At 74.7% G+C, this 23,693-nt stretch carries 23 protein-coding genes; 19 read left to right on the top strand and 4 right to left on the bottom strand.

Annotation, left to right across the window (positions count from 1 at the left end; translation table 11 throughout):
• The first annotated feature begins 42 nt into the window (after positions 1 to 42).
• The 8 genes from ACIQIB_RS21225 (at position 43) to ACIQIB_RS21190 (ending at position 6,586) form a co-directional block, all read left to right on the top strand.
• On the top strand, positions 43 to 306 hold the full coding sequence (locus ACIQIB_RS21225; RefSeq protein ID WP_400655453.1) for a hypothetical protein: 264 nt from the start codon (positions 43 to 45) through the stop codon (positions 304 to 306).
• 6 nt (positions 307 to 312) lie between these two features.
• Entirely contained in the window at positions 313 to 948 is a 636-nt protein-coding gene (locus ACIQIB_RS21220) for a SigE family RNA polymerase sigma factor (protein ID WP_363612046.1), read from the top strand.
• Complete coding sequence (locus ACIQIB_RS21215; protein WP_400759716.1) at positions 938 to 2,149, top strand: hypothetical protein; 1,212 nt, start codon at positions 938 to 940, stop codon at positions 2,147 to 2,149. The genes ACIQIB_RS21220 and ACIQIB_RS21215 overlap by 11 nt, the downstream gene beginning before the upstream one ends.
• Before the next feature lie 365 nt (positions 2,150 to 2,514).
• On the top strand, positions 2,515 to 3,201 hold the full coding sequence (locus ACIQIB_RS21210; protein ID WP_363612050.1) for a DedA family protein: 687 nt from the start codon (positions 2,515 to 2,517) through the stop codon (positions 3,199 to 3,201).
• An 89-nt stretch (positions 3,202 to 3,290) separates the two neighbouring features.
• Positions 3,291 to 3,959, top strand: a complete 669-nt coding sequence (locus ACIQIB_RS21205) for an O-methyltransferase (protein WP_363612052.1) — start codon at positions 3,291 to 3,293, stop codon at positions 3,957 to 3,959.
• An 85-nt stretch (positions 3,960 to 4,044) separates the two neighbouring features.
• Entirely contained in the window at positions 4,045 to 4,944 is a 900-nt protein-coding gene (locus ACIQIB_RS21200) for a Gfo/Idh/MocA family protein (protein ID WP_400759713.1), read from the top strand.
• A gap of 176 nt (positions 4,945 to 5,120) precedes the next feature.
• Positions 5,121 to 5,804 carry a TetR/AcrR family transcriptional regulator gene (locus tag ACIQIB_RS21195; RefSeq protein WP_400759711.1) on the top strand — a complete coding sequence of 228 codons (684 nt, stop codon included), beginning with the start codon at positions 5,121 to 5,123 and terminating at the stop codon, positions 5,802 to 5,804.
• Positions 5,801 to 6,586, top strand: coding sequence for a carotenoid oxygenase family protein (locus tag ACIQIB_RS21190; RefSeq protein WP_400759709.1), 786 nt, complete (start codon positions 5,801 to 5,803; stop codon positions 6,584 to 6,586). The genes ACIQIB_RS21195 and ACIQIB_RS21190 overlap by 4 nt, the downstream gene beginning before the upstream one ends.
• Positions 6,587 to 6,608: 22 nt before the next feature.
• On the opposite strand, the gene ACIQIB_RS21185 is transcribed toward ACIQIB_RS21190, so the two are convergent.
• Positions 6,609 to 7,706, bottom strand: a complete 1,098-nt coding sequence (locus tag ACIQIB_RS21185; RefSeq protein WP_400655465.1) for a hypothetical protein — start codon at positions 7,704 to 7,706, stop codon at positions 6,609 to 6,611.
• 144 nt (positions 7,707 to 7,850) lie between these two features.
• Here ACIQIB_RS21185 and ACIQIB_RS21180 point away from each other — a divergent pair, with 144 nt between their 5' ends.
• The 3 genes from ACIQIB_RS21180 (at position 7,851) to ACIQIB_RS21170 (ending at position 11,062) form a co-directional block, all read left to right on the top strand.
• The gene (locus ACIQIB_RS21180) at positions 7,851 to 8,900 is read left to right on the top strand and encodes a phosphotransferase family protein (RefSeq protein ID WP_400759707.1); all 1,050 of its coding nucleotides are present in this window, start codon (positions 7,851 to 7,853) and stop codon (positions 8,898 to 8,900) included.
• A gap of 3 nt (positions 8,901 to 8,903) precedes the next feature.
• Entirely contained in the window at positions 8,904 to 10,157 is a 1,254-nt protein-coding gene (locus ACIQIB_RS21175; protein ID WP_400655470.1) for an acyl-CoA dehydrogenase family protein, read from the top strand.
• A 125-nt stretch (positions 10,158 to 10,282) separates the two neighbouring features.
• A complete protein-coding gene (locus ACIQIB_RS21170) occupies positions 10,283 to 11,062 on the top strand; it encodes an SDR family NAD(P)-dependent oxidoreductase (protein WP_400759705.1) in 780 nt (259 codons plus the stop codon).
• Here ACIQIB_RS21170 and ACIQIB_RS21165 read toward each other — a convergent pair.
• Both ACIQIB_RS21165 and ACIQIB_RS21160 read right to left on the bottom strand, forming a co-directional pair.
• Positions 11,035 to 11,223 (bottom strand): hypothetical protein, encoded by a 189-nt coding sequence (locus ACIQIB_RS21165; protein WP_400655475.1) that lies wholly within the window; start codon positions 11,221 to 11,223, stop codon positions 11,035 to 11,037. The genes ACIQIB_RS21170 and ACIQIB_RS21165 overlap by 28 nt on opposite strands.
• On the bottom strand, positions 11,220 to 11,978 hold the full coding sequence (locus ACIQIB_RS21160) for an SDR family oxidoreductase (protein ID WP_363612068.1): 759 nt from the start codon (positions 11,976 to 11,978) through the stop codon (positions 11,220 to 11,222). The genes ACIQIB_RS21165 and ACIQIB_RS21160 overlap by 4 nt, the downstream gene beginning before the upstream one ends.
• A 184-nt stretch (positions 11,979 to 12,162) precedes the next feature.
• Here ACIQIB_RS21160 and ACIQIB_RS21155 point away from each other — a divergent pair, with 184 nt between their 5' ends.
• From ACIQIB_RS21155 to ACIQIB_RS21135, 5 genes are all read left to right on the top strand, one after another.
• Complete coding sequence (locus ACIQIB_RS21155; RefSeq protein WP_400759701.1) at positions 12,163 to 12,795, top strand: TetR/AcrR family transcriptional regulator; 633 nt, start codon at positions 12,163 to 12,165, stop codon at positions 12,793 to 12,795.
• A 369-nt stretch (positions 12,796 to 13,164) separates the two neighbouring features.
• Entirely contained in the window at positions 13,165 to 13,665 is a 501-nt protein-coding gene (locus ACIQIB_RS21150; protein WP_363612116.1) for a GNAT family N-acetyltransferase, read from the top strand.
• Positions 13,666 to 13,804: 139 nt separating this feature from the next.
• Complete coding sequence (locus tag ACIQIB_RS21145) at positions 13,805 to 15,076, top strand: RNA ligase family protein (protein WP_400759699.1); 1,272 nt, start codon at positions 13,805 to 13,807, stop codon at positions 15,074 to 15,076.
• Positions 15,077 to 15,186: 110 nt separating this feature from the next.
• Entirely contained in the window at positions 15,187 to 16,914 is a 1,728-nt protein-coding gene (locus ACIQIB_RS21140; protein ID WP_400759697.1) for a glycosyltransferase family 2 protein, read from the top strand.
• A gap of 165 nt (positions 16,915 to 17,079) precedes the next feature.
• The gene (locus ACIQIB_RS21135) at positions 17,080 to 19,308 is read left to right on the top strand and encodes an acyltransferase family protein (RefSeq protein ID WP_363612076.1); all 2,229 of its coding nucleotides are present in this window, start codon (positions 17,080 to 17,082) and stop codon (positions 19,306 to 19,308) included.
• Between the two features lie 154 nt (positions 19,309 to 19,462).
• On the opposite strand, the gene ACIQIB_RS21130 is transcribed toward ACIQIB_RS21135, so the two are convergent.
• Positions 19,463 to 19,993: a hypothetical protein gene (locus tag ACIQIB_RS21130; RefSeq protein WP_400759695.1), complete on the bottom strand. Its 531-nt coding sequence runs from the start codon at positions 19,991 to 19,993 to the stop codon at positions 19,463 to 19,465.
• A gap of 340 nt (positions 19,994 to 20,333) precedes the next feature.
• Here ACIQIB_RS21130 and ACIQIB_RS21125 point away from each other — a divergent pair, with 340 nt between their 5' ends.
• The 3 genes from ACIQIB_RS21125 to ACIQIB_RS21115 all read left to right on the top strand — a co-directional run bounded on the left by ACIQIB_RS21125 (position 20,334) and on the right by ACIQIB_RS21115 (position 23,549).
• Complete coding sequence (locus tag ACIQIB_RS21125) at positions 20,334 to 20,564, top strand: hypothetical protein (RefSeq protein ID WP_363612080.1); 231 nt, start codon at positions 20,334 to 20,336, stop codon at positions 20,562 to 20,564.
• A 143-nt stretch (positions 20,565 to 20,707) separates the two neighbouring features.
• Positions 20,708 to 21,355: a class I SAM-dependent methyltransferase gene (locus ACIQIB_RS21120; RefSeq protein WP_400759692.1), complete on the top strand. Its 648-nt coding sequence runs from the start codon at positions 20,708 to 20,710 to the stop codon at positions 21,353 to 21,355.
• A 199-nt stretch (positions 21,356 to 21,554) separates the two neighbouring features.
• Complete coding sequence (locus ACIQIB_RS21115) at positions 21,555 to 23,549, top strand: glycerophosphodiester phosphodiesterase (protein ID WP_400759690.1); 1,995 nt, start codon at positions 21,555 to 21,557, stop codon at positions 23,547 to 23,549.
• Positions 23,550 to 23,693 lie beyond the last annotated feature (144 nt).

The raw sequence follows: 23,693 nt of genomic DNA, 5'->3' as shown, positions 1-23,693 counted from the left end.
TCGGTGACAACTACGACGTCAGGTACCCCCAGGAGTCCGGCAGTGGGTGCCCTGCACCACATCTTCGTTCAGCCCGTTGACGCCGGCGCCGAACTCGTGGCCGACATCGGTGCTGCCTGCGGAGGCGCACTGCGTCGAGTCGATCACGAGTTCGTGGGCTGGGCCGCGAAGGTCGGCGGCAGGACCGGATCGAAGATCTGGCCGCCCGCGACGACGCGTGGCTGGGCCGGGTTCCAGCGGGGGCGGGGCGGAGGTGTGAACTTCCTTCCACCGGTGTGCCACATGACCGTCGGTCAACGGCGTTAGAAGAGCATGGATCACACAACGAGCGCCGAGCAGCCGGCCGAGCCGGTGCCGCCCGACTTCCCGGCCTTCGCCGCGTCCAGGGGGCGGCATCTGCTGCGTACTGCCTTCCTGCTCACCGGCGGTGACGCCCACCTGGCCGAGGACCTCGTCCAGGAGGCGCTTGGGCGGATCTTCGTGAGGTGGCGCAAGGTCGTTCGGCTCGACAACCCGAGCGGTTACGCCCAGACCGTGCTGGTCAACACCTTCCTGTCGTACCGCAGGCGGCGCAGCAGTTCGGAGCGGGTGACCAGCACCTTCCCGGAGATCGCCGTGGACGGGCCGGACCCGGCGCTGCGGCTGACGCTGCTGCGGGCGCTGGGCGGGATACCGGCGCAGGACCGCGCGGTGCTGGTCCTGCGGTTCTGGGAGGACCGCAGTGTGGAGGAGACGGCCGCCGTGCTGCAGCTGAGCAGTGCGGCGGTGCGCTCGCGCAGCAGCCGGGCGCTGGCCCGGATGCGCGCGGCCCTCGGCGACAGTCTCGGCGATGACGACAACGACGGCGGCAACAGCGATGGCCCCGGCCGCGGCCCGGCTCCGGCCGGGGCCGGTCGTGCGGCAACGGACTCCACCAGCGAGAAGGCGGTGCACGGCCATGTCCTTTGAAGACGACTTCGCCCTGGCCCTGCGCGGCGCGGCGGCCTTGGCGCCGGAATCGGCGCTGCACACGCTCGCCGCCGATGCCGAGCGGCGCGGCCGGCGCCGGCGCAACCAGCGGCGGGCGGTGCTGGCCAGTGGGCTGGCGGTCGCGGTCCTGGCCGCCGGAAGCTTCGCGGCATTCGGCGGCGGCATCGGGGCGGACGCGGCCCGGCCGGCCGTCGAGCCGGTGCGGCCGATGACCTCCGAGGAGGTGGTGGAGCTGATCACCTCGCTGCTTCCGCAGGGGAAGGTCCGGGTCACATACGCAGAGACGCCCGGCGTGCCCGGTCCGACCGGGGACAGGTACCGGACCGACGGCGGCCTCTTCTACGACGACGGCAAGGGGGAGAGCGCCATGTCCTACACCGTCGACCGGACCGAGCTGACCCCGGGCGCGGCCGCCGTCTGCATGGATCCGTTCAACGGGCCGCAGGACTCCTGCGAGCGCACGATCGCCCCGGACGGTTCCGCGCTGGTGATCGACAAGCTGCGGGACCCGAACAACGAGGGCCGCCGGGAGTGGCGCGCGACCTGGGCGGCGGCGGACGGCCGCCGGGTGCAGATCATCGAGCACAGCGAGGAGTCGGTCACACCCGCCCGGGAGGACCCGCCGCTCGACGCCGACCAACTGCGCGCCCTGGTCACCGCACCCGCCTGGGAACGGCTCTTCGACGCGCTGCCGGCGCGGGACAACCCGCCCGGGCCGCCGGCTCCCGAGCCCGGCCCGAAGGCGGAGGAACTGCTCGCGACGCTCGTCCCGCTGCTGCCGCCGGGCGCCGTGCCGTCCGGACACGAGGGCGGGAGCGGACCGCACCTCACGGTGACGTACGAGGGTCGCACCAGCATGCTCGCGGTGAGCGTCACCGAGCCGGGCCGGCGGGGCATCGAGGACAAGGAGTACGCCGAGTCGACGGGCTCGGCCGGGCCGCTGGCGGTGAGGGAGCGGCGGGCCGACGGCAGCACCGTCGTCACCAACAGCTTTGGGAACGGCAAGACGGCGGTCGACACGGTCCTGCACTGGTCGGCCGCGGTCTACTACCCGGACGGCCGAAAGGTCGAGATCAACGAGTGGAACGGCGAGAACGGGTACACCGCCCGCCCCGGGACACCGGCGCTCAGCCTTGAGCAGCTCAAGGTGATCGCCACCGCCCCGGCCTGGCGGCCCTGACCCACCGGCTCCCACCCCCCCGCATACCACGGGGGTGGGAGCCGGATCGGCTCTCCGGGCGCCCGGTCGGCCACCGGGGGCGATGTCGCGGCGGCGCACCGGGTCCCGGCGCGATTCCCGCCTCCTGCGCTTCGCCGGACCCGAACCGGTCTGAGCTGCGCAGACCCGAACCGGGCGGCTGGAACCATGGCGGGTCGCCGTACGTCGTAATCGGGGGTTGTCGGCCGGGGGGACAGGCCGCCCGGCACGTTAGGCTGCCCTTTCGGGGAGCGGCCTGGTGCCGCCATCGGATCATTGTCGAGACCACCGGCCGGGCGTCGGTTCGTTCTGCCGCGAAGTCTCGTCCTGCCACGGAGGTACTGGCCTTGCACATCGACGCCTGGATCGAGAGCGTCCCACCGGGCGCGGTGTACGCCCTGGTCGCGCTGATCATCGGGCTGGAGTCCCTGGGCATCCCGCTGCCCGGCGAGATCGCGCTGGTGTCGGCGGCGCTGCTGTCCGCACGGGGCGTGGTCAGCCCGGTCTGGGTGGCCGTCTGCGCGATCCTGGGGGCGATCATCGGCGACTCGATCGGCTACTCGATCGGCCGCAAGGGGGGCAAGCCGCTGTTCGAGAAGCTCGGGCGGAAGTTCCCCAGGCACTTCGGCCCAGACCATCTGGCCAGCGCCGAGCGCTCGTTCCAGAAGTGGGGCATGTGGGCGGTCTTCTTCGGCCGCTTCATCGCCCTGCTGCGCATCTTCGCCGGGCCGCTCGCGGGCGCGCTGAAGATGCCGTACTGGAAGTTCCTGATCGCCAACGTGCTGGGCGGCGTGGTCTGGGCCGGCGGCACCACGCTGCTGGTGTACCAGGTCGGCAAGGTCGCCGAGCAGTGGCTGTCGCGGTTCTCGTGGGTCGGTCTGCTGCTGGCCGCGGCCGGCGGCGCCTTCTCGGCGTGGCTGATGAAGCGCCGGGCCGCCAAGGCCCGCGCCGCGCACGAGGCCGAGGACGCCGCCGCGGCCGAGTCCGCCGCCGCGGAGTCCGAGTCCGCGCCCGCCGTGCGCGCGGCGGACTGACGAGCCGCCGCCGAGGGGTTGTCGGCACGCCGGGATAGCATCGGGGACTGTCCCGGCGGTGACCGACAACCCGGCAGGTGGAGGACGGTATGACCCAGCAGACGTGGAACGCGGTGGACGCGTACTTCGCGGAGCGTCTGGTCGGCGACGACCCGGTGCTGGACGCGGCGGTGGCCGCCGCCGACGAGGCCGGCCTGCCGCACATCGCGGTCGCGCCCAACCAGGGCAAGCTGCTGCACCTGCTGGCCCTCACCCAGGGCGCCCGGCGGATCCTGGAGGTCGGCACGCTCGGCGGCTACAGCGCGATCTGGCTGGGCCGCGCGCTGCCCGCCGACGGCACGCTGATCACCCTGGAGATCGACCCGAAGCACGCCGGGGTCGCCCGGGGGAACCTCGCCCGGGCCGGTCTGGACAAGGTCGCCGAGGTTCGGCTGGGCCCCGCCGCCGACTCGCTCGCCGCGCTGGTGGCGGACGGCGCCGAGCCGTTCGACCTGGTCTTCATCGACGCGGACAAGCGGGGCAACCCGGAGTACTTCGCGTGGGCGCTGAAGCTGACCCGGCCGGGCTCGCTGATCATCGTCGACAACGTGGTGCGCGGCGGTGCCGTCGCCGACGCGGCGAGCACCGACCCGTCGGTCGTCGGCACCCGGCGGCTGCACGACCTGATCGCGGCCGAGCCGCGGGTCTCCGGAACGTCCGTGCAGACGGTCGGCGGCAAGGGCTACGACGGCTTCACGCTGGTTCGCGTGCAGCGCTGAACCACCGGGGCCGGGGCCCGGGGACGGGATCCCGGGTGGGGTGGGAATCCCGGGGGGTGAGGACCAGAGCAAGGAGCGAGGAAACGTGCGGATCGGACTGCTGGGCACCGGCCCCTGGGCGGAACGGGTGCACGCACCCGTACTGGCGGAGCACCCCGGGTGGGAGTTCGCGGGAGTCTGGGGCCGCCGCCCCGAGGCGGCCGCCGCGCTCGGCGAGGCGCACGGCGTTCCCGGGTACCCCGACCTCGACCGGCTGCTCGCCGAGGTCGACGCCGTCTCCATCGCGCTGCCCCCGGCCGTCCAGGCCGACCTCGCGGTGCGCGCCGCAGAGGCAGGCTGCCACCTGCTGCTGGACAAGCCGGTCGCGCTGACCGTGCCCGACGCCCGGCGGGTGGTCCGGGCGGTGGAGGCCAACGAGGTGGCCTCGGTGGTCTTCTTCACCGTCCGCTTCGGCGGCGACCAGATGCCGTGGATCGAGAAGCAGGCCGCCGTCGGTAGCTGGTTCACCGCCCGCTCCGACTGGCTCGGCTCGGTCTTCGCCCCCGGCAGCAGCAGCCCGTACGCGGCCTCGCCGTGGCGGCAGGAGAAGGGCGCCCTCTGGGACGTCGGCCCGCACGCGCTCTCCGTCCTGCTGCCGGTGATGGGCGACGCCACCCAGGTGACGGCCGTGTCCGGCCCACTGGACACCCTCCACCTCGTCCTGCGGCACACCGGCGGCGCGTCCAGCACCCTCGCCCTCAGCCTGACCGCTCCGCTCGCCGCCGGCGGCACCGGCATGGAACTGCGCGGTACCAGCGGCGTCGTCCAGCTGCCGGAACGCGGCGAAGGCCCGATCCGCGCCCTCCACCGGGCTCTCGACGCCCTGCGGGACAGCGCCCGCACCGGTGAGCGGCACGCCTGTGACGCCGCCTTCGGCCTGCGGGTGGTGGAGATCCTGGCCGCCGCCGAGCGCTCCCTCGCCACGGGGGGTCCGACCGAGGTCTGATCCCCGGGCCGCCGGGTGTTCGAGCCTCGGCGGTCGTACGGCAGCGGGGCCCGCACCGACCGGACAGCGTCCGACCGGTGCGGGCCCCGCTGCCGTGTCAGGGTCCTTTCGGCTGGGCGGAGTTGGTTCTGCGGCGGGCCTGGTAACAACGTTACCCATCAGATACGGTGTTACCCATGAGCGCGCTCTACCAGGACGCCCTGCGGCGCGGTCAGGAGGCCGCGCGCGCCGCGATCCTCGACCGCGCGATCGCCCTGCTGGTCGAGGAGGGGTCCGCCGCGCTGACCATGCGGCGGATCGCCACCGAGATCGGTGCGTCGACCAAAGTCCTCTACACCATGTTCGGCGGCAAGGACGGGCTGGCCGACGCCCTGTACCGGGAGGGGTTCGCCCGGCTCCGCCGGGCCCAGGAGCGCGTCCCGCGCACCGCCGACCCGCTGGCCCACCTCGACCACCTCGGCACCGCCTACCGGCGGCACGCGCTGGCCGAACCCGCCTACTACCGGGTCATGTTCGAACAGGCCGTTCCCGGCTACCGGCCGAGCGCCGAGGCCCTGGCGGTGGCCGCGACCGCCTTCGACACCTCCGTGGCGGCCGTGGCCGCCTGCATCGAGGCCGGCGTCTTCCGCCCCGGCGACGCCCAGGAGATCTCGAAGCTCCTCTGGGCCGCCGCGCACGGGGCGGTGAGCCTGGAACTCGCCGGCCACTTCCCGCCGGACACCGCGGCCCGGTACTACGAGGCGCTGATGACGGCGGTGGGCCACGCCTTCCTCGCCCAGCCGGCTCCCATGACCGGCCAGGGCACGACCGGCCAGGGCACGACCGGCCAGGGCACGACCGACCAAGGACGGAACGCATGACCACGTCACTGACGTCCAACCGCTATCTGTCGGGCAGCTTCGCACCCGTCACCGAGGAGGTCACCGCCTACGACCTGCCCGTCACCGGCCGGATACCGGCCCATCTCAGCGGCCGCTATCTGCGCACCGGCCCCAACCCGCTGGGTGTCGAGGACGCCGCCGCGCACATCTGGACCCTCGGCGAGGGCATGGTGCACGGCGTGCGCATCCGCGACGGCCGCGCCGAGTGGTACCGCAACCGCTGGGTCCGCTCCGCCTCGGTCGCCGACCGGCTCGGCGAACCGCGCCGCGGCGCCCCCGTCGACGAGCGGACGGACTTCGCCCCGAACGTCCAGGTGGCCGGGCTGGCCGGCCGCACCTTCGCCCTCATCGAGGGCGGGCTGAAGCCGTACGAACTCACCTACGAGCTCGACACGGTCGGCCCCTGCGACCTCGGTGCGACGCCCGCGGTGCCCGCCGGCCCCCGGGACAGCCGGCCGGACGAGGGCTTCAGCAGCGCGCTGCTCAAGCACGACCTGCTCCGAGGCGCCACCGAGGCACACGAGTTCGGGCGGTTCGGAGCCGTCGGGGAGGGCGTGTTCGTCCCTGCCGAGTCGTCCGCCGCCGAGGACGACGGGTACGTCACGGCCTACGCCCACAACCCCGAGCGCGGCGCAGCCGACCTGGTCATCCTCGCCGCCCAGGACTTCACCGGCGAACCGCTCGCCCGCGTCCACCTGCCCGTCCGCGTCCCGCTCGGTCTGCACGGCAACTGGGTCCCGGACGACCGGTCGACCGGCTGAGCGCGGGCCCGCCCGCCGGCCGTCACGCCCCGCCGTCCGGAGGCGGGCGGCGGTCGGTGGGGCGGGCCGGGGGGATGGCGGCGGTGCGGAAGTCGCGGGGGCCGGTCCACAGGGCGGGCACGGCGTCGCTGCGGCGGGCCAGTTCGTAGGCCAGCGCCTCGTAGTTGACCCGCCAGCCGTGGAAGTGCGGCCAGGCCTCGGCGGCCGGGCGCTCGCGGGGGAAGCCGGCGGCGGTGATCATCGAGACGGCCGCGTCGAACTCGGCGAAGGTCAGGAGTACCGGGGTGTCCGGCGTCGGGTCCGGGTCGAAGCCGACCCGCAGTGAGCGGGCGATGTCGCGCATCGCCGTGAACCCGGCCCGCAGCACCAGCCTGGCCTCCGGCGGCGCGGAGTCCGGGGAGACCGCCAGGTGGATCGCGGCCGCGTCCATCACCGTGACCAGGCCCACCACCCAGCTGCGGTGCGGCCGCGGGGAGCGGAAGGAGAGCAGCACCGGGTAGTTGGAGTGGCTCTCGCCGATGTCGGCGGCCAGCCGCTCCCAGTCGCGGTACAGCTGGGGGAGCGCCGTCTCGGTGTCCACCAGCCACTGCCGTGCCAGCAGTTCCGGCCCCCAGGCGGGTTCCCCGGCCCGGGACTGCAGCAGGGTCACCTCCACCTCGCGCCGGTTGTACGCGGCGTAGAGGGTCGGCAGATAGGCGATCTGCAGGGCGATCACCAGCGGCCCGCTGGCGGCGGCCAGGAAGTCCAGCGCGGACAGGTGCAGCCGCTCCCCGCTCGCGAAGCCCAGCGTGAAGAGGCTGGAACCGGCCTCCCGGAACGACACCGCCCAGTTCAGCTCCGAGATGCCGTGCAGCAGCAGGGTGTACGCCAGCAGCATCGAGCTCAGCCACACCGCGAGCATGCCCAGCAGGATCAGCGGCGCCAGCCAGGTCTGCGCCCGGTCCTGCGCGTGGTAGGTGCCGAACGGCGCTGCGGACAGCCGCAGCAGCGTCCGCAGCCCCCACCAGAGCCGGTACGCCAGCGCGGAGTACAGACCGCGCGGGACGACCAGGGTGCGCAGGATGCTGGCGATGGTGAGCAGCAGGATCAGCACGCCGGCCAGGGTGTGGATCAGCCTCATGACGCCATTGTGGCGGCCGGACGGGGTGGCGGCGGCGCGGGCCCGGCGGGCGGCGCCGGAGCGCCGGGGCATTGACAGGGCGCGGCACCCGGTTGAATGCTAAGCAAGCGCTTAGTCAGCCACCCCGGACCCAGGAGCGAGCCCATGCCCGACACCCCCGCCGACCCGCCCGGCCTGGACCTCGCCCGGCTCCGCGCCCATCTCGACCGCGCGCTGCCCGGCACCGTCCAGGGGCCGCTGCGGGCCGAGTTGATCGAGGGCGGCCGCTCCAACCTCACCTACCGCCTCACCGACGGCACCTCCCGCTGGGTGCTGCGCCGCCCGCCGCTCGGGCACGTCCTCGCCACCGCGCACGACATGGGCCGCGAGCACCGGGTGATGACCGCCCTGCGCGACACCGGCGTCCCCGTCCCCGCCACCCTGCTGCTGGACCGGGGGACGGACGTGCTCGGCGCGCCCTGGTACCTGATGGAGCACGTCCCCGGGACGGCGCACCGCGACGCGGCCGCCCTCGGCGTCCTCGGGGAGCAGCGCGTCCACGCCCTCGGCCACCGCCTGGCCGACACCCTCGCCACCCTGCACCGGATCGACCCGGCCGCCGTCGGACTCGCCGACTTCGGCCGCCCCGAGGGCTACCTGGAGCGCCAGCTGCGCCGCTGGTCCACCCAGCTGGAGGCCTCCCGCAGCCGTGAACTGCCCGGCGTCGACCGCCTGCACGGCCTGCTCGCCGAACGGCTGCCCGCCTCCCCGGCGCCCGCCCTGGTCCACGGCGACTACCGGCTCGACAACGTGCTGGTGGACTCCTCGGACCGGTCCGGCGACACCATCACCGCCGTCCTGGACTGGGAGATGTCCACTCTGGGTGACCCGCTCACCGACGTCGGCCTGCTGGTGATGTACACCGAGCTCGCCGGCGTCGGCGGCGGCATCATCCCCTCCGCCGCCACCGCCCCCGGCTTCCCGGCCGCCGGGGAACTGGTCGCCCGGTACGCGGAGAACACCGGCCGCGACGCCGCCGACCTCCACTGGTACGTCGCCTTCGCGTCCTTCAAGCTCGCCGTGGTCGCCGAGGGCATCCACTACCGCTACCGGCAGGGCCGCACCCTGGGCACCGGCTTCGAACGGGCGGGCGAGATGGCACCCGTCCTCGCCGAACACGGCCTCACCACCCTCGACGCCCTCAAGGAGCGCTGACCGATGGACTTCGCCCACGACGCCCGGACGCTCGAACTGCGCGAGCGGCTGCTGGCCTTCATGGACCAGCACGTTCATCCCGCCGAACCCGTCCTGGAGGCCCAGCTCGCCGATCCGGCCCGCGCCCCCTGGGCCGTTCCGCCGATCGTCGCCGACCTCCGGACCGAGGCGCGCGAACAGGGCCTCTGGAACCTTTTTCTGTCACAGCAGCACAGCCTGCCCGGCAGCGAGGGCGCCGGCCTCACCAACCTCCAGTACGCGCCGCTCGCCGAGATCACCGGACGCAGCCCCCAGCTCGCGCCGCCCGCCCTCAACTGCGCCGCGCCCGACACCGGCAACATGGAACTCCTCGCCCAGTTCGGCACCGCCGAGCAGCGCGAGCGCTGGCTGCGCCCCCTCCTCGCCGCCGAGATCCGCTCCGCCTTCGCGATGACCGAGCCCGACGTCGCCTCCTCCGATGCCGCCAACATCGCCACCCGGATCCGGCGCGACGGGGACACGTACGTCGTCGACGGGCGCAAGTGGTACATCACCGGGGCGATGAACCCGGAGTGCCGGATCCTCATCGTCATGGGCCTGACCGACCCCGCCGCCGAGCCGCACCGGCGGCAGAGCATGATCCTCGTCCCGCGCGACACCCCCGGCGTCACGGTGCGGCGCGGCATGAAGGTCTTCGGCTACGACGACGCCGACCACGGCGGCCACGCCGAGATCCACTTCGACGGCGTCAGGGTCCCCGCCGCCAACCTGATCGGCGAGGAGGGCTCCGGCTTCGCCATCGCCCAGGCCCGGCTCGGGCCCGGCCGGATCCACCACTGCATGCGGGCCATCGGCATCGCCGAGCGCGCCGTCGAGCTGATGTGCCGACGCACCCTGGAGCGGGTCGCCTTCGGCCGTCCGCTCGCCGACCAGGGCGTCGTCCAGGACTGGATCGCCGAGTCCCGGGTGCGGATCGAGCAGCTGCGGCTGCTGGTGCTCAAGACCGCCTGGCTGATGGACACCGTCGGCAACCGCGGCGCGCACACCGAGATCCAGGCCATCAAGATCGCCACCCCGCGCACCGTCGAGTGGATCCTCGACAAGGCCGTCCAGGCGCACGGCGCCGCCGGGGTCAGCCAGGACACCCCGCTCGCCCAGCTCTGGGCCGGGAACCGCACGCTGCGCCTGGCCGACGGGCCGGACGAGGTGCACAAGCGCTCGCTCGCCCGGCGCGAGCTGCGGCGCCACCGGGAGGGGGCCGCGGAGGGGGGCCGGTAGGGAGGAGCTGGAAGGGGGCCGTGTGCCCGGAGCCGTACTGCCGAAGCCGCCCGGCTTCGGCGGTACTCGTCCTGGGCTGAACCGTTCCCGGATCCGACCGGGACAGCGCGAGGGGAGGGGCGATCATGGGTGAACTGGACGGCAGGACCGCACTGGTGACGGGTGGTTCGCGCGGGATCGGGCGCGCGGTCGCCCTGCGGCTCGCCGCCGAGGGGGCGCTGGTCGCGGTCCACTACGGCGGCAACGACGCGGCCGCCGCGGAGGCGGTGGCGCTGATCGCCGGGGCCGGCGGGCGGGCGTTCGCGGTGCGGGCCCGGTTCGGCGAGAGCGGCGGGGTGGACCGGTTGTTCGAGGGGCTCACCGCCGGGCTGGCGGAGCACGGCGCGGACGGCCTGGACATCCTGGTCAACAACGCGGGCATCCACTCGGTCAGTTCGATCGGGCAGCTCACCGAGGAGGAGTTCGAGCGGCTGCTGGCGGTCAACGTGAGCGCGCCGGTCTTCGTGGTCCAGCGGGCGCTGCCGCTGTTGCGGGACGGCGGGCGGATCGTCAGCATCGGCTCGGCGGCCACCCGGATCGCGGCCGCCGGCCAGATCGGCTACACCGTCACCAAGGCGGCGCTGGCGGCCCTCGGCCCGTCGCTCGCCAACGAACTGGGCCGGCGCGGGATCACCGTGAACACGGTCGCCCCCGGGGTGGTGCGGACCGACATGATCGCCGGCTACACCTCGGCTCCCGAGGCGATGGCCGGACTCGAGTCGATCACCGCGCTCGGACGGATCGGCGAGCCGGAGGACATCGCGGACGTGGTGGGCTTCCTGGCCGGTCCGCAGGGGCGCTGGGTGACCGGCCAGACCATCGACGTCTCCGGCGGCACCTACCTCGGACCGATCACGGCCGGGTGATCCCCGCCGGCAAGGGCCACCGCTCCGCCGGACTCGGCCGGGCCCAGCGCCGTCGGTGCCGGCAGCGCCTCGCCGACCGCGCCGGCGCCGGTGACCGCCGTGCCCTGGCCGGTGAAGCCGCCGGCCGGGCCGTCCGCCCCGGAGCTCCGGTCGGTGCTCACAGGCCGCCGCCGAGGGTGACACCGCCGTCCACCACCAGGGTCTGGCCGGTGATCCAGGCGGCGTCCGAGGAGAGCAGGAAGGCGACCGCGCCCGCGACGTCCTCCGGCACTCCGAGCCGCCCGAGCGGGTACGCGGCGGCGACCTGTTCCTCCCGGCCCTCGTAGAGCGCCTCGGCGAACCGCGTCTTGACCACGGCGGGCGCGACGGCGTTGACCCGGATCCCCTGGCCGCCGAGTTCGGCGGCGAGTTCGGCGGTCAGCCGGATCAGCGCGGCCTTGCTCACCCCGTACAGGCCGATGCCGAGCGAGGCGCGGATGCCCGCGACGGACGCCACGTTGACCACCGAGCCGCCGTGCTCGCCCATCCAGGCGGCGTGGGCGCGGCGGGTCCAGGCGAGCGGGGCCAGCACGTTGACGGCCAGGATCTTGGCGGCGACGGCGTCGTCGGTGGCCAGCACCGGGCCGTGGACGGGGTTGATCCCGGTGTTGTTGACCAGGTGGTCGAGCCGTCCGAAGGCCTCCATCGTGCGGGCGACGGCCTCCTCCTGGTGGGCCGGGTCGTCGGCCTTGCCGGCGATGCCGATCGCGACGTCGGGCCCGCCCAGGTCGCGGACGGCCTCGGCGAGCGGTTCGGGGGTACGGGCGGTCAGGCAGACCTTCGCCCCCCGGGCGACCAGCTCGCGCGCGATCCCGAGGCCGATGCCCCGGCTGGATCCGGTGACGACGGCCACCTGGCCCTTGAAGGAGTGCACCACGGAGGGTCCTTTCGCACGCGGTCGACGGAGTCGGCGGTTCGGCGAGGGGTGGGGCGCGGGCCGGGCCCGGTGGCCTGGCGTGACTAAGCGCTTGCTCAGCATGCGGTCGGTGCGGGACGCTGTCAACAGTCCGCCGGGGCGTCCGGCCGGAACGTCTGTACGAGTCTTCTGCGAGGATGACGCCATGACGAGCACGCCCATCGCCGACCTCTGGCCCGCCCTGCCCGGCGGCCCCGACGCCCGCCCCGAGGCGGCCTACCGGCTGATCCAGGCGGCCGTCGAATCGTTCGCCGAGCGCGGCTTCCACGCCACCACCACCCGGGACATCGCCACCGCCGCCGGGATGAGCCCGGCCGCGCTGTACATCCACTACCCGTCGAAGGCCGCCCTGCTGGCCGAGATCAGCCGGGCCGGGCACGCGGCCACGCTGGCGCTGGTCCGGGCGGCGGCGGCCGGCGAGGGGGGCCCGGTGGCACGGATGCGGCGGCTGGTGGAGGAGTTCACGGCCTGGCACGCCCGGGCGCGGACGGTCGGCCGGGTGGTCAACTACGAACTGCACGCGCTGCCCGAGGACGCCTACGCGGTGGTCGCGGCGCTCCGGCTGGACATCGAGCGCGAGGTCAGCGCGATCATCGGGGCGGGCGTCGAGGCCGGGGTCTTCCAGGTCGCCGGGGTGCGGACGGCGGCCCGCGCCGTCACCTCGCTGGGCATCGACGTCTCCCGCTGGTACACCGACCGCAGCAGCGAGACACCGGAGGAACTCGGCCGTCGGTACGGCGAGTTGGTGCTGCGGATGCTGGGCGCCCGGGTGGCCTGAGCGGCGGCGCGGGCAGATCGTGGCACCGCGTCGGGTGCGATCGGCCAGGGCGGTGGCCTGCCCTGTCTTCCCGGCCGCCTCCTGAACCGCCGTCACGGGGCCGGGCCGGTCCCTGCCGGATCCGTGCTCCGCCCCCGGCCTCTCGGATCCGGCCCGCGGTGCCGCTGAGCTGCTGTGGCACGATTCCTGAGGGCCGACATCCGTGCGGCCGCCGCACCACCGAGGAAGGGGACCGCCGTGCCCGAGACCACCCGAGACGCCCAGCCCGCCACCGACCTGTCGGAGGCGGTCCGGCCCGCCGACCGGGGCGACGCCGCCGCGCCCGCCGCCGTCGCCCCGGTCGGCGGGCCCGCCTTCCGCCCGGCGACCCTGGCCGATGTGCCCGCCCTGGTCGAACTCGTCGAGTCCGCCTACCGGGGCGACGCCAGCCGGGCCGGCTGGACCACCGAGGCCGACCTGCTGGAGGGGCAGCGGACCGACGCCGAGGGCGTCACCGCCGCGATCACCCACCCGGACGGCGTCGTCCTGATCGCCGAGCAGGACGGTGAACTGCTGGCCTGCTGCCAGCTGGAACGCCGGGGCGAGCGCGCCTACTTCGGCATGTTCTCGGTGCGCCCCGGCCGCCAGGGCGGCGGCCTCGGCCGGGCCGTTCTCACGGAGGCCGAGCGGGTCGCGGGGGAGTGGGGCGCCGCCGAGCTGGAGATGACGGTGATCGAGCAGCGGTCCGACCTGATCGCCTGGTACGAGCGCCGGGGCTTCCACCGCACCGGTGTCCACACCCCGTTCCCGTACGGCGACGAGCGCTTCGGCATCCCGCTCCGGCCCGACCTGCGGTTCGAGACGCTGACCAAGTCCGTGGCCGGGCGCTGAGGGGCCGCGGACCGGCCCGCTCCCGGCCGCCCCGGCCCGGGGCGGCCGGGTCCTGGGCCGTCCTCCCGCCGCCCGCCGGCCCGACGCGGGCGGCCAAATTCCGTTGCCCGCCGCCGGGCGTGCGGCGGATGATCCTCTGATGTCCGATATCGCATCCCAGCCCCCCGCCCTGCTGCCCTACCCCAAGATCCCCGCCGGCGGACGGCTCGGCGGCTTCGCGGTCCGGGAATGGGTCGCCGCCGAGAAGGTGCACGGAGCGCACTTCGCCGTTGTCTGCGATCGCTCCGGAGTCCGTCCGGCCAAACGGCGCGAGCTGCTGGGCGACGAACTGCTCGACGGTTTCTTCGGCGTCAGCAGGATCTGGCCCGCGCTGGCCGTGGCCGCGGCCCGCTTCGCCGCGGTACTGCGCACGGCCCGGGGCGGGGCACCTGGCGAACCCGGCGGCGCGACGGACGCGGACGGCGACGACGCGGTGGTGACCATCTACGGCGAACTGGCCGGCGGCCGTTACCCGCACCCGGACGTTCCCGCGGAGCCCGGAAGCGAGCCGGTGCAGACCGGGGTGTGGTACGCGCCGGGCCTGCACTGGCTGCTCTTCGACGCCCATGTCGCCACCGCCTCCGGCGACCGCCGCTGGATCTCCGACCGTTCCCTTCGCCGAGCCGCCGCCGCGGCGGGGCTCACCTGCGTGCCCGCACTCGGGCACGGTCCGCTGAACACGCTGCAGCAGCTGCCGAGCGCATTCCGCACCAAGGTCCCCGCCGCCCTCGGACTGCCCGAACTGGACGACAACCTCGCCGAAGGCTACGTCCTCAAGCCGGCCGGGGAGTGGCACGAGACCGACACCCCGGAGGCCGAAAACCGCCCGGTCGCCAAGGTGAAGCAGCCCGCGTTCGCGGAGGACGCGCGCTACAACGGCGCACGGCCCTACCTGCCACCGCCGCACGGTGTGACCGGGGTGCCCGCCTGGCTCCTGATCGAAGCCACGGCCCTGCTCACCCCGGCCCGCGCCGCCGCGGCGGTCAGCAAACTCGGCCCCGCCACCCCCGCGGCCGTGGTGGCCGCCGAAATCGCCCAGGACGCCAGGGAGGAGATCGCCTCGGCCATCGGGGGCCTGGAGGAGGCGCCCGCCCGGTCCCTGGAACAGGCACTGCTCCCGGGCGCCCGCACCCTCGCCCTGCTGGACGCCGCCGACCGCCGCACGGGCGGTGAGCGCCGCGGACAGCACCGCCAACGGGGTGGCGGCACCGTTGACGAACCGTCACGACCCGCGCGTTCGGATGATCGTGCGGGGAATGGCGGCGATCCCCCGCGCCCACCGACGAGTTCGCCCGAACCCCCGACCAGCACTCGGACACTTGTGCGGACTGATCCACTCCTGTGTGATCATGACGGACCGTCAAAGTCCTGACCTGCGGCAATGTGCAGATGTCATACCTTGTTAACGATTGGTCTAGGCCAATATGAGAGGCTGACGGCAGAACGGCCACGTCCCGTCCCAGCCCAGGGGGCTATCTCCGCATGCCCGTACTCCATGGCACCGCCATGCCCGCATCCGACACCGGTCCGCGCCGGATACCCGCGGACCCGTCCCTGCGACTGCCCAGTCCGCCCGACGACGAGGAGCTCTACTGGTACTTCGGCCCGCAGCGCCGCTGGGTGCTGCTCTGCGCCACCCTCTCCTACGCCGGAGCCACCGCCACGCTCGGCCTGTTCGCGCTCAGCCGCCCGCTGCTCTGGCCGTTCCTGCTGCTGACCGTGCTCAACGCCGTCACCTGGCTGCTCTCCCTCACCGACGGCCAGCGCTCGCGCCGCTTCACCCGTGACTCGCACGACCTGCTGCTGGGCGCCTGGCGGCCCGCCCGGTGCCCCGGTGTCGACGTGCTGCTGCCGACCGCCGGCGAACCGCTCGCCGTCCTCGACAACGCCTACCGCCACACCGCCGCCGTCCGCTGGCCCGGCCGGCTGACCGTCCTGGTGCTCGACGACGCGGACCGCCCCGAGGTGCGCGAACTCGCCGAGTCGTACGGCTTCCAGTACCGAGCCCGTCCCGACCGCGGCCGGTTCAAGAAGGCCGGCAACCTCAACCACGGCCTCGCCGAGGGCAACGGCGACATCATCGCCGTCCTCGACGCCGACTTCTGCCCGCGCCCCGACTTCCTGCACCACCTGGTGCCCTACCTCGACAACCCCGAGGTCGGCATCGTGCAGAGCCCGCAGTGCTTCGACACCGACCCCGACATGTCGTGGCTGGAGCGGGCCGCCGGCGCCACCCAGGAGATCTTCTACCGCTGGATCCAGCCCTCCCGGGACGCCCAGGACGGCACCGTCTGCTGCGGCACCAACGCGCTCTACCGGCGCGCCGCCCTGGAACGGGTCGGCGGCTTCGCGGAGATCGACCACAGCGAGGACCTCTACACCGGCCTCTCGCTGGCCCGCGCCGGCTGGACCACCCGCTACGTCCCCGCGCTGGTCGCCAAGGGCATGTCGCCGACCGGACTGCCCGCCTTCATCAGCCAGCAGTACCGCTGGTGCCTCGGCTCGCTCGCGCTGGTCCGTGACCCGGGCTTCCGCCGCGGCCCGCTCTCCCGCTCCGCCCGGCTCTGCTTCTGGAACGGCATCCTCGGCTACCTCACCAGCGCGGTGAACGTCTTCGCCATCCCGCTGCCGGCGCTGATCATGCTGTTCTTCGCCCCCTCCGAGATCGAGCCCTGGCAGGTCCTGCCGTTCCTGCCGCCGATCTGGGTCGCGCTGGTGCTGCTGCCCGCGATGTCCCGCACCCGGTGGCGATTCGAGGTCACCCGGGTCCAACTCCTCGGCGGGCTCTGCCACGTGGTCGCCATCGCGCACGCGCTGCGCCGCCGCAGCGCCGACTGGGTGCCCACCGGCGCGGTGTCGGGCGGCAGTTCACTGGCCCGGACGGTCGCCCGGATCGGCGTCGGCTGGCTCGGCTTCGTCATCCTCGCCGGGATCGCAGGTCTCGCCCGGGCCGTCGCGCTGCGCGGCTGGCAGCCGTACTGGGCGCTGATCGCACTGCTCTCGCTGACCGCCTACACCATGATCCCGCTCATCCGGTCCCTGTGGCCCCTGCTGCGCGGTGGCGACGGAGCCGCCGTGGCCGAGGTCGCCCCGCCCGTCCGGCGCAGCTCCGACCTGTGCTTCGGCCGGGCGGAGGCGGTGGCCGTCACCGCCGTGCTGCTGCTCTGCGGGCTGCTGGCGTCCGGCTGGGCCGACCCCCTGATGTTCTGACCGGCCCTCGCCCCCCGGTTCCTCCCGCTTCACCTTCCCTCTGCTCCACCCTCCCTCTGCTCCACCTTCCTTGCGCGTCGCCCCACCGGCGCGGACCCGCCGCCCGGCCGCCCCATCGGCCCGGCAGCCCCGACCACCGCTGCCAGCCCTGCAAGGAGCACCGCCGTGTCAACGGCCGTACCACCGTCGAGCGCCGAGCCGTCGAGCGCCGAGCCGTCGAACCCACCGCAGTCGGCGGACGCCGTCCTGCCGGACGTCGTGCTGTCGACCGCCGTCCTGTCGAGCGCCGCCCCGTCGGGTGACGTGCTACCGGACACCGTGCGCATCGACCGCGCACCCGACCCCGGCCACCGGACCGCCCTGGCGGCGCCACCGGCCGAGGAACCACGCAAGCGGGCGGCCTTCCGCCCCGACATCGAGGGCGTGCGCGGCATCGCCGTGCTGTCCGTCCTCGCCTTCCACGCCTCCGTCCCCGCCTTCACCGGCGGCTACGTCGGCGTCGACATCTTCTTCGTCATCTCCGGCTTTCTCATCACCGGGCTGCTGCTCGGCCGGCCCATCGGCCTCTGGGACTTCGCCGCGCGCCGAGCCCGCCGCATCCTGCCCGCCGCCGCCGTCGTCCTGGTCGCCACCGCGCTCGCCGGCGGCGCCCTGCTCGACCCGCTGCGCGGCACCGACCTCGCCCGCGACCTGATCGCCGCCGCCGGGCAGTTCGCCAACTGGCGGTTCGTCGGCCAGCAGACCGACTACCTCGCCGCCGAACGCGACCCCAGCCCACTCCAGCACTTCTGGTCGCTCGGCGTGGAGAACCAGTTCTACCTGCTCTGGGGCGTCCTGTTGCTCGGTCTGGTCCGCTACCTCCGGGGCCGCCGCCGCACCACCGCGATCACCCTCGCGACCGTCGCCATCGGCGCCGTCTCGCTGCTGCTCTGCATCCGCTGGACGGCCGGCTCGGCGCCACTGGGCTACTTCTCCACCGCCAGCCGCCTCTGGGAGTTCGCGGCCGGCGCCTGCGCCGCCCTGCTCGGCTCCGCCCTCGCCGCCCGGCTGTCGAACGGCGGCCGCGCCGCGGGCCCGGCCGACCGGGCACTGCGGTTGCTCGGCTGGGGCGGCGCGGCGGCGGTCGTCGTCGCGGTCTTCCACTACGACCGCAACACGCCCTTCCCCGGCAGCGCCGCCCTGCTGCCGGTGCTCGGCACCGCCGCCGTCCTGCTCGCCGGCCCGGCGCACCGCGCACTCGGTGCCACCGACGTCGGCCGGCTGCTCTCCGTCCGCCCGCTGCGCGCCGCCGGCCGGCTCTCCTACGCCTGGTACCTGTGGCACTGGCCGGTGCTGACCATCGCCCAGGCCAGGTACGGCAGCCTGCCGTGGACCACCCTGGTCGCGCTCACCGCCGCCAGCGCCCTGCCGGCCTGGCTCACCATGCGGCTGGTGGAGCAGCCGCTGCGCTACGGCAGCAGCCCGGCGCCGCGCCGGGGCCTCGCCGTCGGTGCCAGCGCACTGGTCATCCCGCTGATCGCCGGGCTGACCCTGGGCGGCGGCACCGTCCGGGCCCTGGGCACGGCCGAGGCGTCCACCGTCGCCCCGGCCGGTGCGGTGGAGGGCCCCGACCTGCTCGCCCCCGGCGTCCGGGTGCTCAGCCTGACGCCCTCGCTGGCCCGGGCCCGGGAGGACTTCCCGCCCGGCAGGGGCTGCGAGATCGCGCTCGGCGCCGACAGCAGCCCGCGCTGCCTGTTCGGCACCGAGGACAGCCCGGACCGGATCGTCCTGATCGGCGACTCGCACGCGGGCCAGTGGATCTCGGGCGCGCTCGCCCTGGCCGAGCAGCGGCACTGGGCGCTGGAGGTGCTGGTCAAGCCCGGCTGCCCGCTGGCCACCCTGACCGTGCGCAACAACGTCCTCGGCCGCACCTTCGACGAGTGCGACCGCTGGCGCGAGAACACCTTCACCCGGCTGGCCACCGGGCCCAAGCCGCGGCTGATCCTGATGGCCGGCCTCAACCGGTACGGCAGCCAGGAGGAGCGCGCCACCGGCTGGACCCGCACCCTGGACCGCCTCACCGCCACCGGCGCCCCACTCGCCTACCTGGGCGACACGCCGATGCCCGGCAAGGACATCCCGACCTGCCTCGCCGCCTCGGACGGGCGTTCCGACGCCTGCTTCTTCCCGCGCGAGACGGCCTTCGAGCGTGACCCGCTGATCGACGGCGGACTCGCCGAGCGCTACCGGGTCCGGGTGCTGGACCTCGGCCCGCTGCTCTGCCCGGGCACCGGCCCGGACTGCCCCGCGGTGCTGGAGGGCGTGGTGCTCTACCGCGACACCGGGCACATCACCGACACGCTGGCCCGGGTGCTGGCGCCCCGGCTGGACCGGGGGCTGCTGCCGGCCGGGTGAGCCGAGCCGCGCCGCGCCGACCGGCCGACGGCGGCCCGTCCCCGAACCCCGGGGGCGGGCCGCCGTCCGTTCGGGCCCCACGGGCGTCGCGGGCGCCCCCGAACCCGTCGGCACTCGGCCCCGGGCGGGCCCGCGCGGCCGGTGGCCGCCGCGCTCAGCCGTAGACGCTGTGGCAGAGCCGGGACTGCTCCGAGCCGGGCTTCCAGCGGCCGAGGCGCTCCGCCTGGTCGCAGACCGTGCCCGCCCCCGAGCCCGCACCCGCGCCCTGGCCGCCGCCCGGCTTGCCGGCACCCGCACCGTTCGCCGGGGCAGCCTGGGCCGCCGAGGCCGCCGAGGCCGCGGGGGTGGGCGCGGACGCACCGGCGGCGCCGGTGCCGTGGGACGGCGACGGGTGGGGCGTCCGGCCCGGCTTCGGCCGGGCGCTCGCGGAGCGGTCCGGTCCGGAGGGCGTGGCGTTCGACGCCGGGGCGGCCGGTGCCGCCCCGAGGTCGGCCGTTCCGGCGCCGAGCGAGGTCGGGGCGTTCTCCGGCGAGGGTGACGGTGTGGCGGACACCAGCCGCGGCGACACCGGCAGCAGCGCGGGCGCCGCGGACCCGGACGGCGAGGGCGAGGCCTCCGGGACCGGCACCGCCCCGGACAGTTCCTCGTCCGATCCCGGTCCGCACATCACCAGCACGGTCGCCATCACCGCGAGGGTTCCGATGGCCGACGCGCCCCACACCCGGCGCGAGCGCCGGGGCGGTGCGGGCGGGCGCGGCGTGGGTGGCGGCACCGCGGATGCCCCCAGCGGCGGGGGCTGCCACGCCTGTTGCGGCCACTGCCATTGCTGTGCGTGCGTCGGTTGCCCGCTCATCGTCTTGTCCTCCTGCCGCCGAACCCCCCACCGAACCGTGTGCAGTGCTCAACGAGCGTTCCGCCGTCGGGATATGACCCGGAAGAGGGTTCTCCGAGGCCCGCCCGGTCGGCCGTACGCTGCCTGCCGTACCCCGGGTGCGGAGCCCGGGAGCCGACCACATGCTGAGGACATGGAAACCAACAGCACGACGAAGCCCCTGGTCGAGGTGGCCGAGTTCCGTACCGACAGCCGCTACCGCCTGGTGTACTTCGAGGGCCACGGCTGGGAACCCCTGGCGCCGGAGGAGTTCGAGCCCCGGATCCGGCAGCTCTTCCCGGATCTCGACGCGCACGACCCCGTCCGGGTCCACTGGGCCGACCGTCCCTGGGAGTGGCCCGCCTGGCACCCCGGCGAGGCCTGAGCGCTCCGGCCGGGCGCCGGCGGCGCGGGCCCTTCGGCGGGCGCTTGCCCACCTGCGACCGGGTCCTCCTTCCGGGCGACCCGGACCGGCGGTCACCTGGGGGAGAATCGTCCCGACCGCCCGTACCACGCCCCGGAGGAACCGTGAACCAGCTCGCGAGCACCGCCGGTTACGGGGAGGAGGCCGAGCGGCTCGCCGTGCAGTACGAGAGCGTGACGTTCGCCGAGGTCCACCGAGAGGTGCTGCACCTCGTCCCCGAGCCGCCGAGCGCCGTTCTGGACATCGGTGCCGGCACCGGGCGGGACGCGGCCGCGCTCGCCGGGCTCGGCCACCGGGTCGTCGCCGCCGAACCCACGGCGGAACTGCGCGGTATCGGCCACCGCCTCCACGCCGGACGCGGCATCCGCTGGGTGGACGACGCGCTGCCCTCGCTGCCCGTCCTCGGCGGCGGGCGCGAGCGCTTCGACCTGATCCTGCTGACCGCCGTCTGGATGCATCTGGCCGACCGGGAGCGGCCGTTGGCGATGGACGCGATCGCCGGGCTGCTCGCTCCGGCCGGGCGCGTCCTGCTTTCCCTGCGGCACGGGCCCGTTCCGGCCGGACGCCGGATGTTCGACGTCCCGGCGGACGAGACGGTGGCGCTGGCCCGGGCCCGCGGGCTGGAGCTGCTGCACCGTGCGGAGCGCGGGGACCTGCACGGCCGGGCCGGTGTGCGGTGGAGCATGCTCGCGTTCCAGCGGGCGAGCGGGGCGAGCGGGGTGCGGCGGGCCGATCCGTCGGCGTCGCGCTGAGTTCCCGCGGCCCGGGCCGGCAACCGGACGGCCCGGCGGCCGCGTCCTCGTCCGCGAGGCTCGCGCCCGGTGCCGTATGGAAGCGAACCGGCCAGATACCGCAAGGAATTCGCCATCGACGCGAATCGCACCCCCAATGGTCATGGACGGTTTTCGGAGCCGTGGCTTCCGGTTCGATCGCCATCCCTAGCGTGCGGGCATGACACAGAGTCACCACCCCAGCCCCGTCGGCGCGCACGCCGAGCTCCCCCCGGTCCACCTCGGGCGCCAGCCCGTCCGCCGGGCCACCGGCCGGACGGCCCGTCGGACCTCCGCCCTGGTCGCCGCCGTGGCCGCGGTCGCCGCCCTCGGCCTCACCACCGTCGCGCTGAGTGCGCCGGCCGCGGTGTCCGCGACGACCGCGGCGGCCGCGCAGGCCCCCGGCGAGGTCGTCGTCTCCGAGGACTTCTCCGGCTCCGGCCTCCCGGCCGGCTGGAACGCCGTCGAGGGTGACTGGAAGGTGGAGAACGGCCGACTGGTCGGCAGCTCCGCCAACTCCGGCCAGCAGAGCCGGATCACCTTCGGCCGCCACCTGGACGACTTCCGCTTCGAGGCCACCGCCCGCTTCGAGAGCGTCCAGGACACCGCCCGCTGGACGGCGCTCGGCCTGGACGTCCCGGCGAGCGGCTCGACCCCCTGGTCGATCGCCACCATGCGCACCGGCACCACGGCCGCCAACGGCCTGGAGTTCGCGCAGCGGAGCACCGGCAACGCCTGGAACGTCACCAACACCGGCTCCGCCCCGTCCGCCGCGGGCACCGGCCGCGATGTGCGGATCGCCGTCGAGGTGCACGGCACCAGCGCCCGCTGGATCTTCGAGGGCAAGGAGGTGCTGCGCACCACCCAGGTCGCCCGCAGCGCGGACGGCGGCCAGGCGCTGGTGGTGAACGGCGCGAAGGTGTCGTTCGACGACATCAGGGTCACCGCGCTCGCGCCCGGCGCCTGGATACGCCCGGCGGGCTCGCCGCTGACGGTGTTCGCCCACCGCGGCGCCTCCTCGGCCGCCCCGGAGAACACCCTGGTCTCGGACGAGATCGCCCGGCGCGGCGGCGCGGAGTGGATCGAGAACGACGTCCAGCCCAGCAAGGACGGCGTGCCGTACGTGCTGCACGACGACACCGTCGACCGCACCACCAACGGCAAGGGCCGGATCCGCGATCTGACGGCCGCGCAGATCGACGCGCTGGACGCGGGCTCCTGGTTCGGTCCGGCGTACACGGGCACCCGGGTCCCGACCCTGGCCGCCCAGCTCGACGACCTGCGCACCCGTGGCGGCAACCTGCTGCTGGAGATCAAGGGCCAGCACAGCCGCGACGAGGTGGCCCGGATCGTCAAGGAGGTGCGCGACCACGGCATGACCGGCCGTGTCTTCGTCCAGAGCTTCGAGGTGGACGCGCTGCGCTACACCCGCGAGCTGGCACCGGAGCTGCCGCTCGGTCTGCTCCGCGGTGACCTGGACGCCGACCCGGTGGCGATCTCCAGGGAGCTGGGGCTGGCCGCCTACAACCCGTCGGACGGCGGTCTGTCGGCGCGCGCCGGCGTGGTGAAGGACCTGCACGCCGCCGGGGTCGCGGTGAACGTCTGGACGGTCGACGCGGCCGCCCGCTGGAAGGCGCTGGAGGCCGCCGGGGTGGACGGCGTCATCACCAACCGCCCGGCCGAGCTGTCCGGTTGGAACTCCGCCTGGCTGCAGGGCGGCGCCGTGGCGCCGCCGGCCGCGCCGAAGGTGGAGATCACCTCGCCGGTGGCCGGTGCCACTCTGGACCGTGCCCAGCAGCCGGTCACCGCCGTGCAGGCGACCGGTGCGGAGACGGTCCGGCTGACCCTGGACGGCAAGGAGATCCCGGCGGGCGCCCCGCTGGACACCGCCACCCTGGCCCTGGGCAAGCACACCCTGCGCGCCGAGGCCACCGGCCCCGGCGGCAGCGCCCAGGCCACCGCGGAGTTCACCGTCGCCGCCACGCCGACCGGCCTGGCCTCGCTGATCCTCACCTCGGGCGCGGACCGCAACGCGGTGGCCACGCTGACCGTGATGCTCGGTCAGGGCCAGTACCAGCCGCTGGCGAACTGGGCCGAGAACCAGGCCGGCCGGACCGTTCCGGCCGACCGGGCGCAGCTGATCGCGGCCGACGCCCGGGCCCTCGGCCGGAGCTGATCCGCCGATCGTCCGACCCCCTGTGCGACGGGCTCCCGTGCCACCCGGCACGGGAGCCCGTCGCGCGCGTGCGATCCATCAGGTTGTCTGAGGAGTTAGGTAGCCCTTAGGGTGCCGGTGGAACCGTTGAGCGCGGGCCTGGGG

The sequence above is a fragment of the Kitasatospora sp. NPDC092286 genome (assembly GCF_044755565.1).
Classification (GTDB): domain Bacteria; phylum Actinomycetota; class Actinomycetes; order Streptomycetales; family Streptomycetaceae; genus Kitasatospora.
Note: the sequence above shows the minus strand (reverse complement) of the source record. Positions and strands in the feature narration are given on the sequence as shown.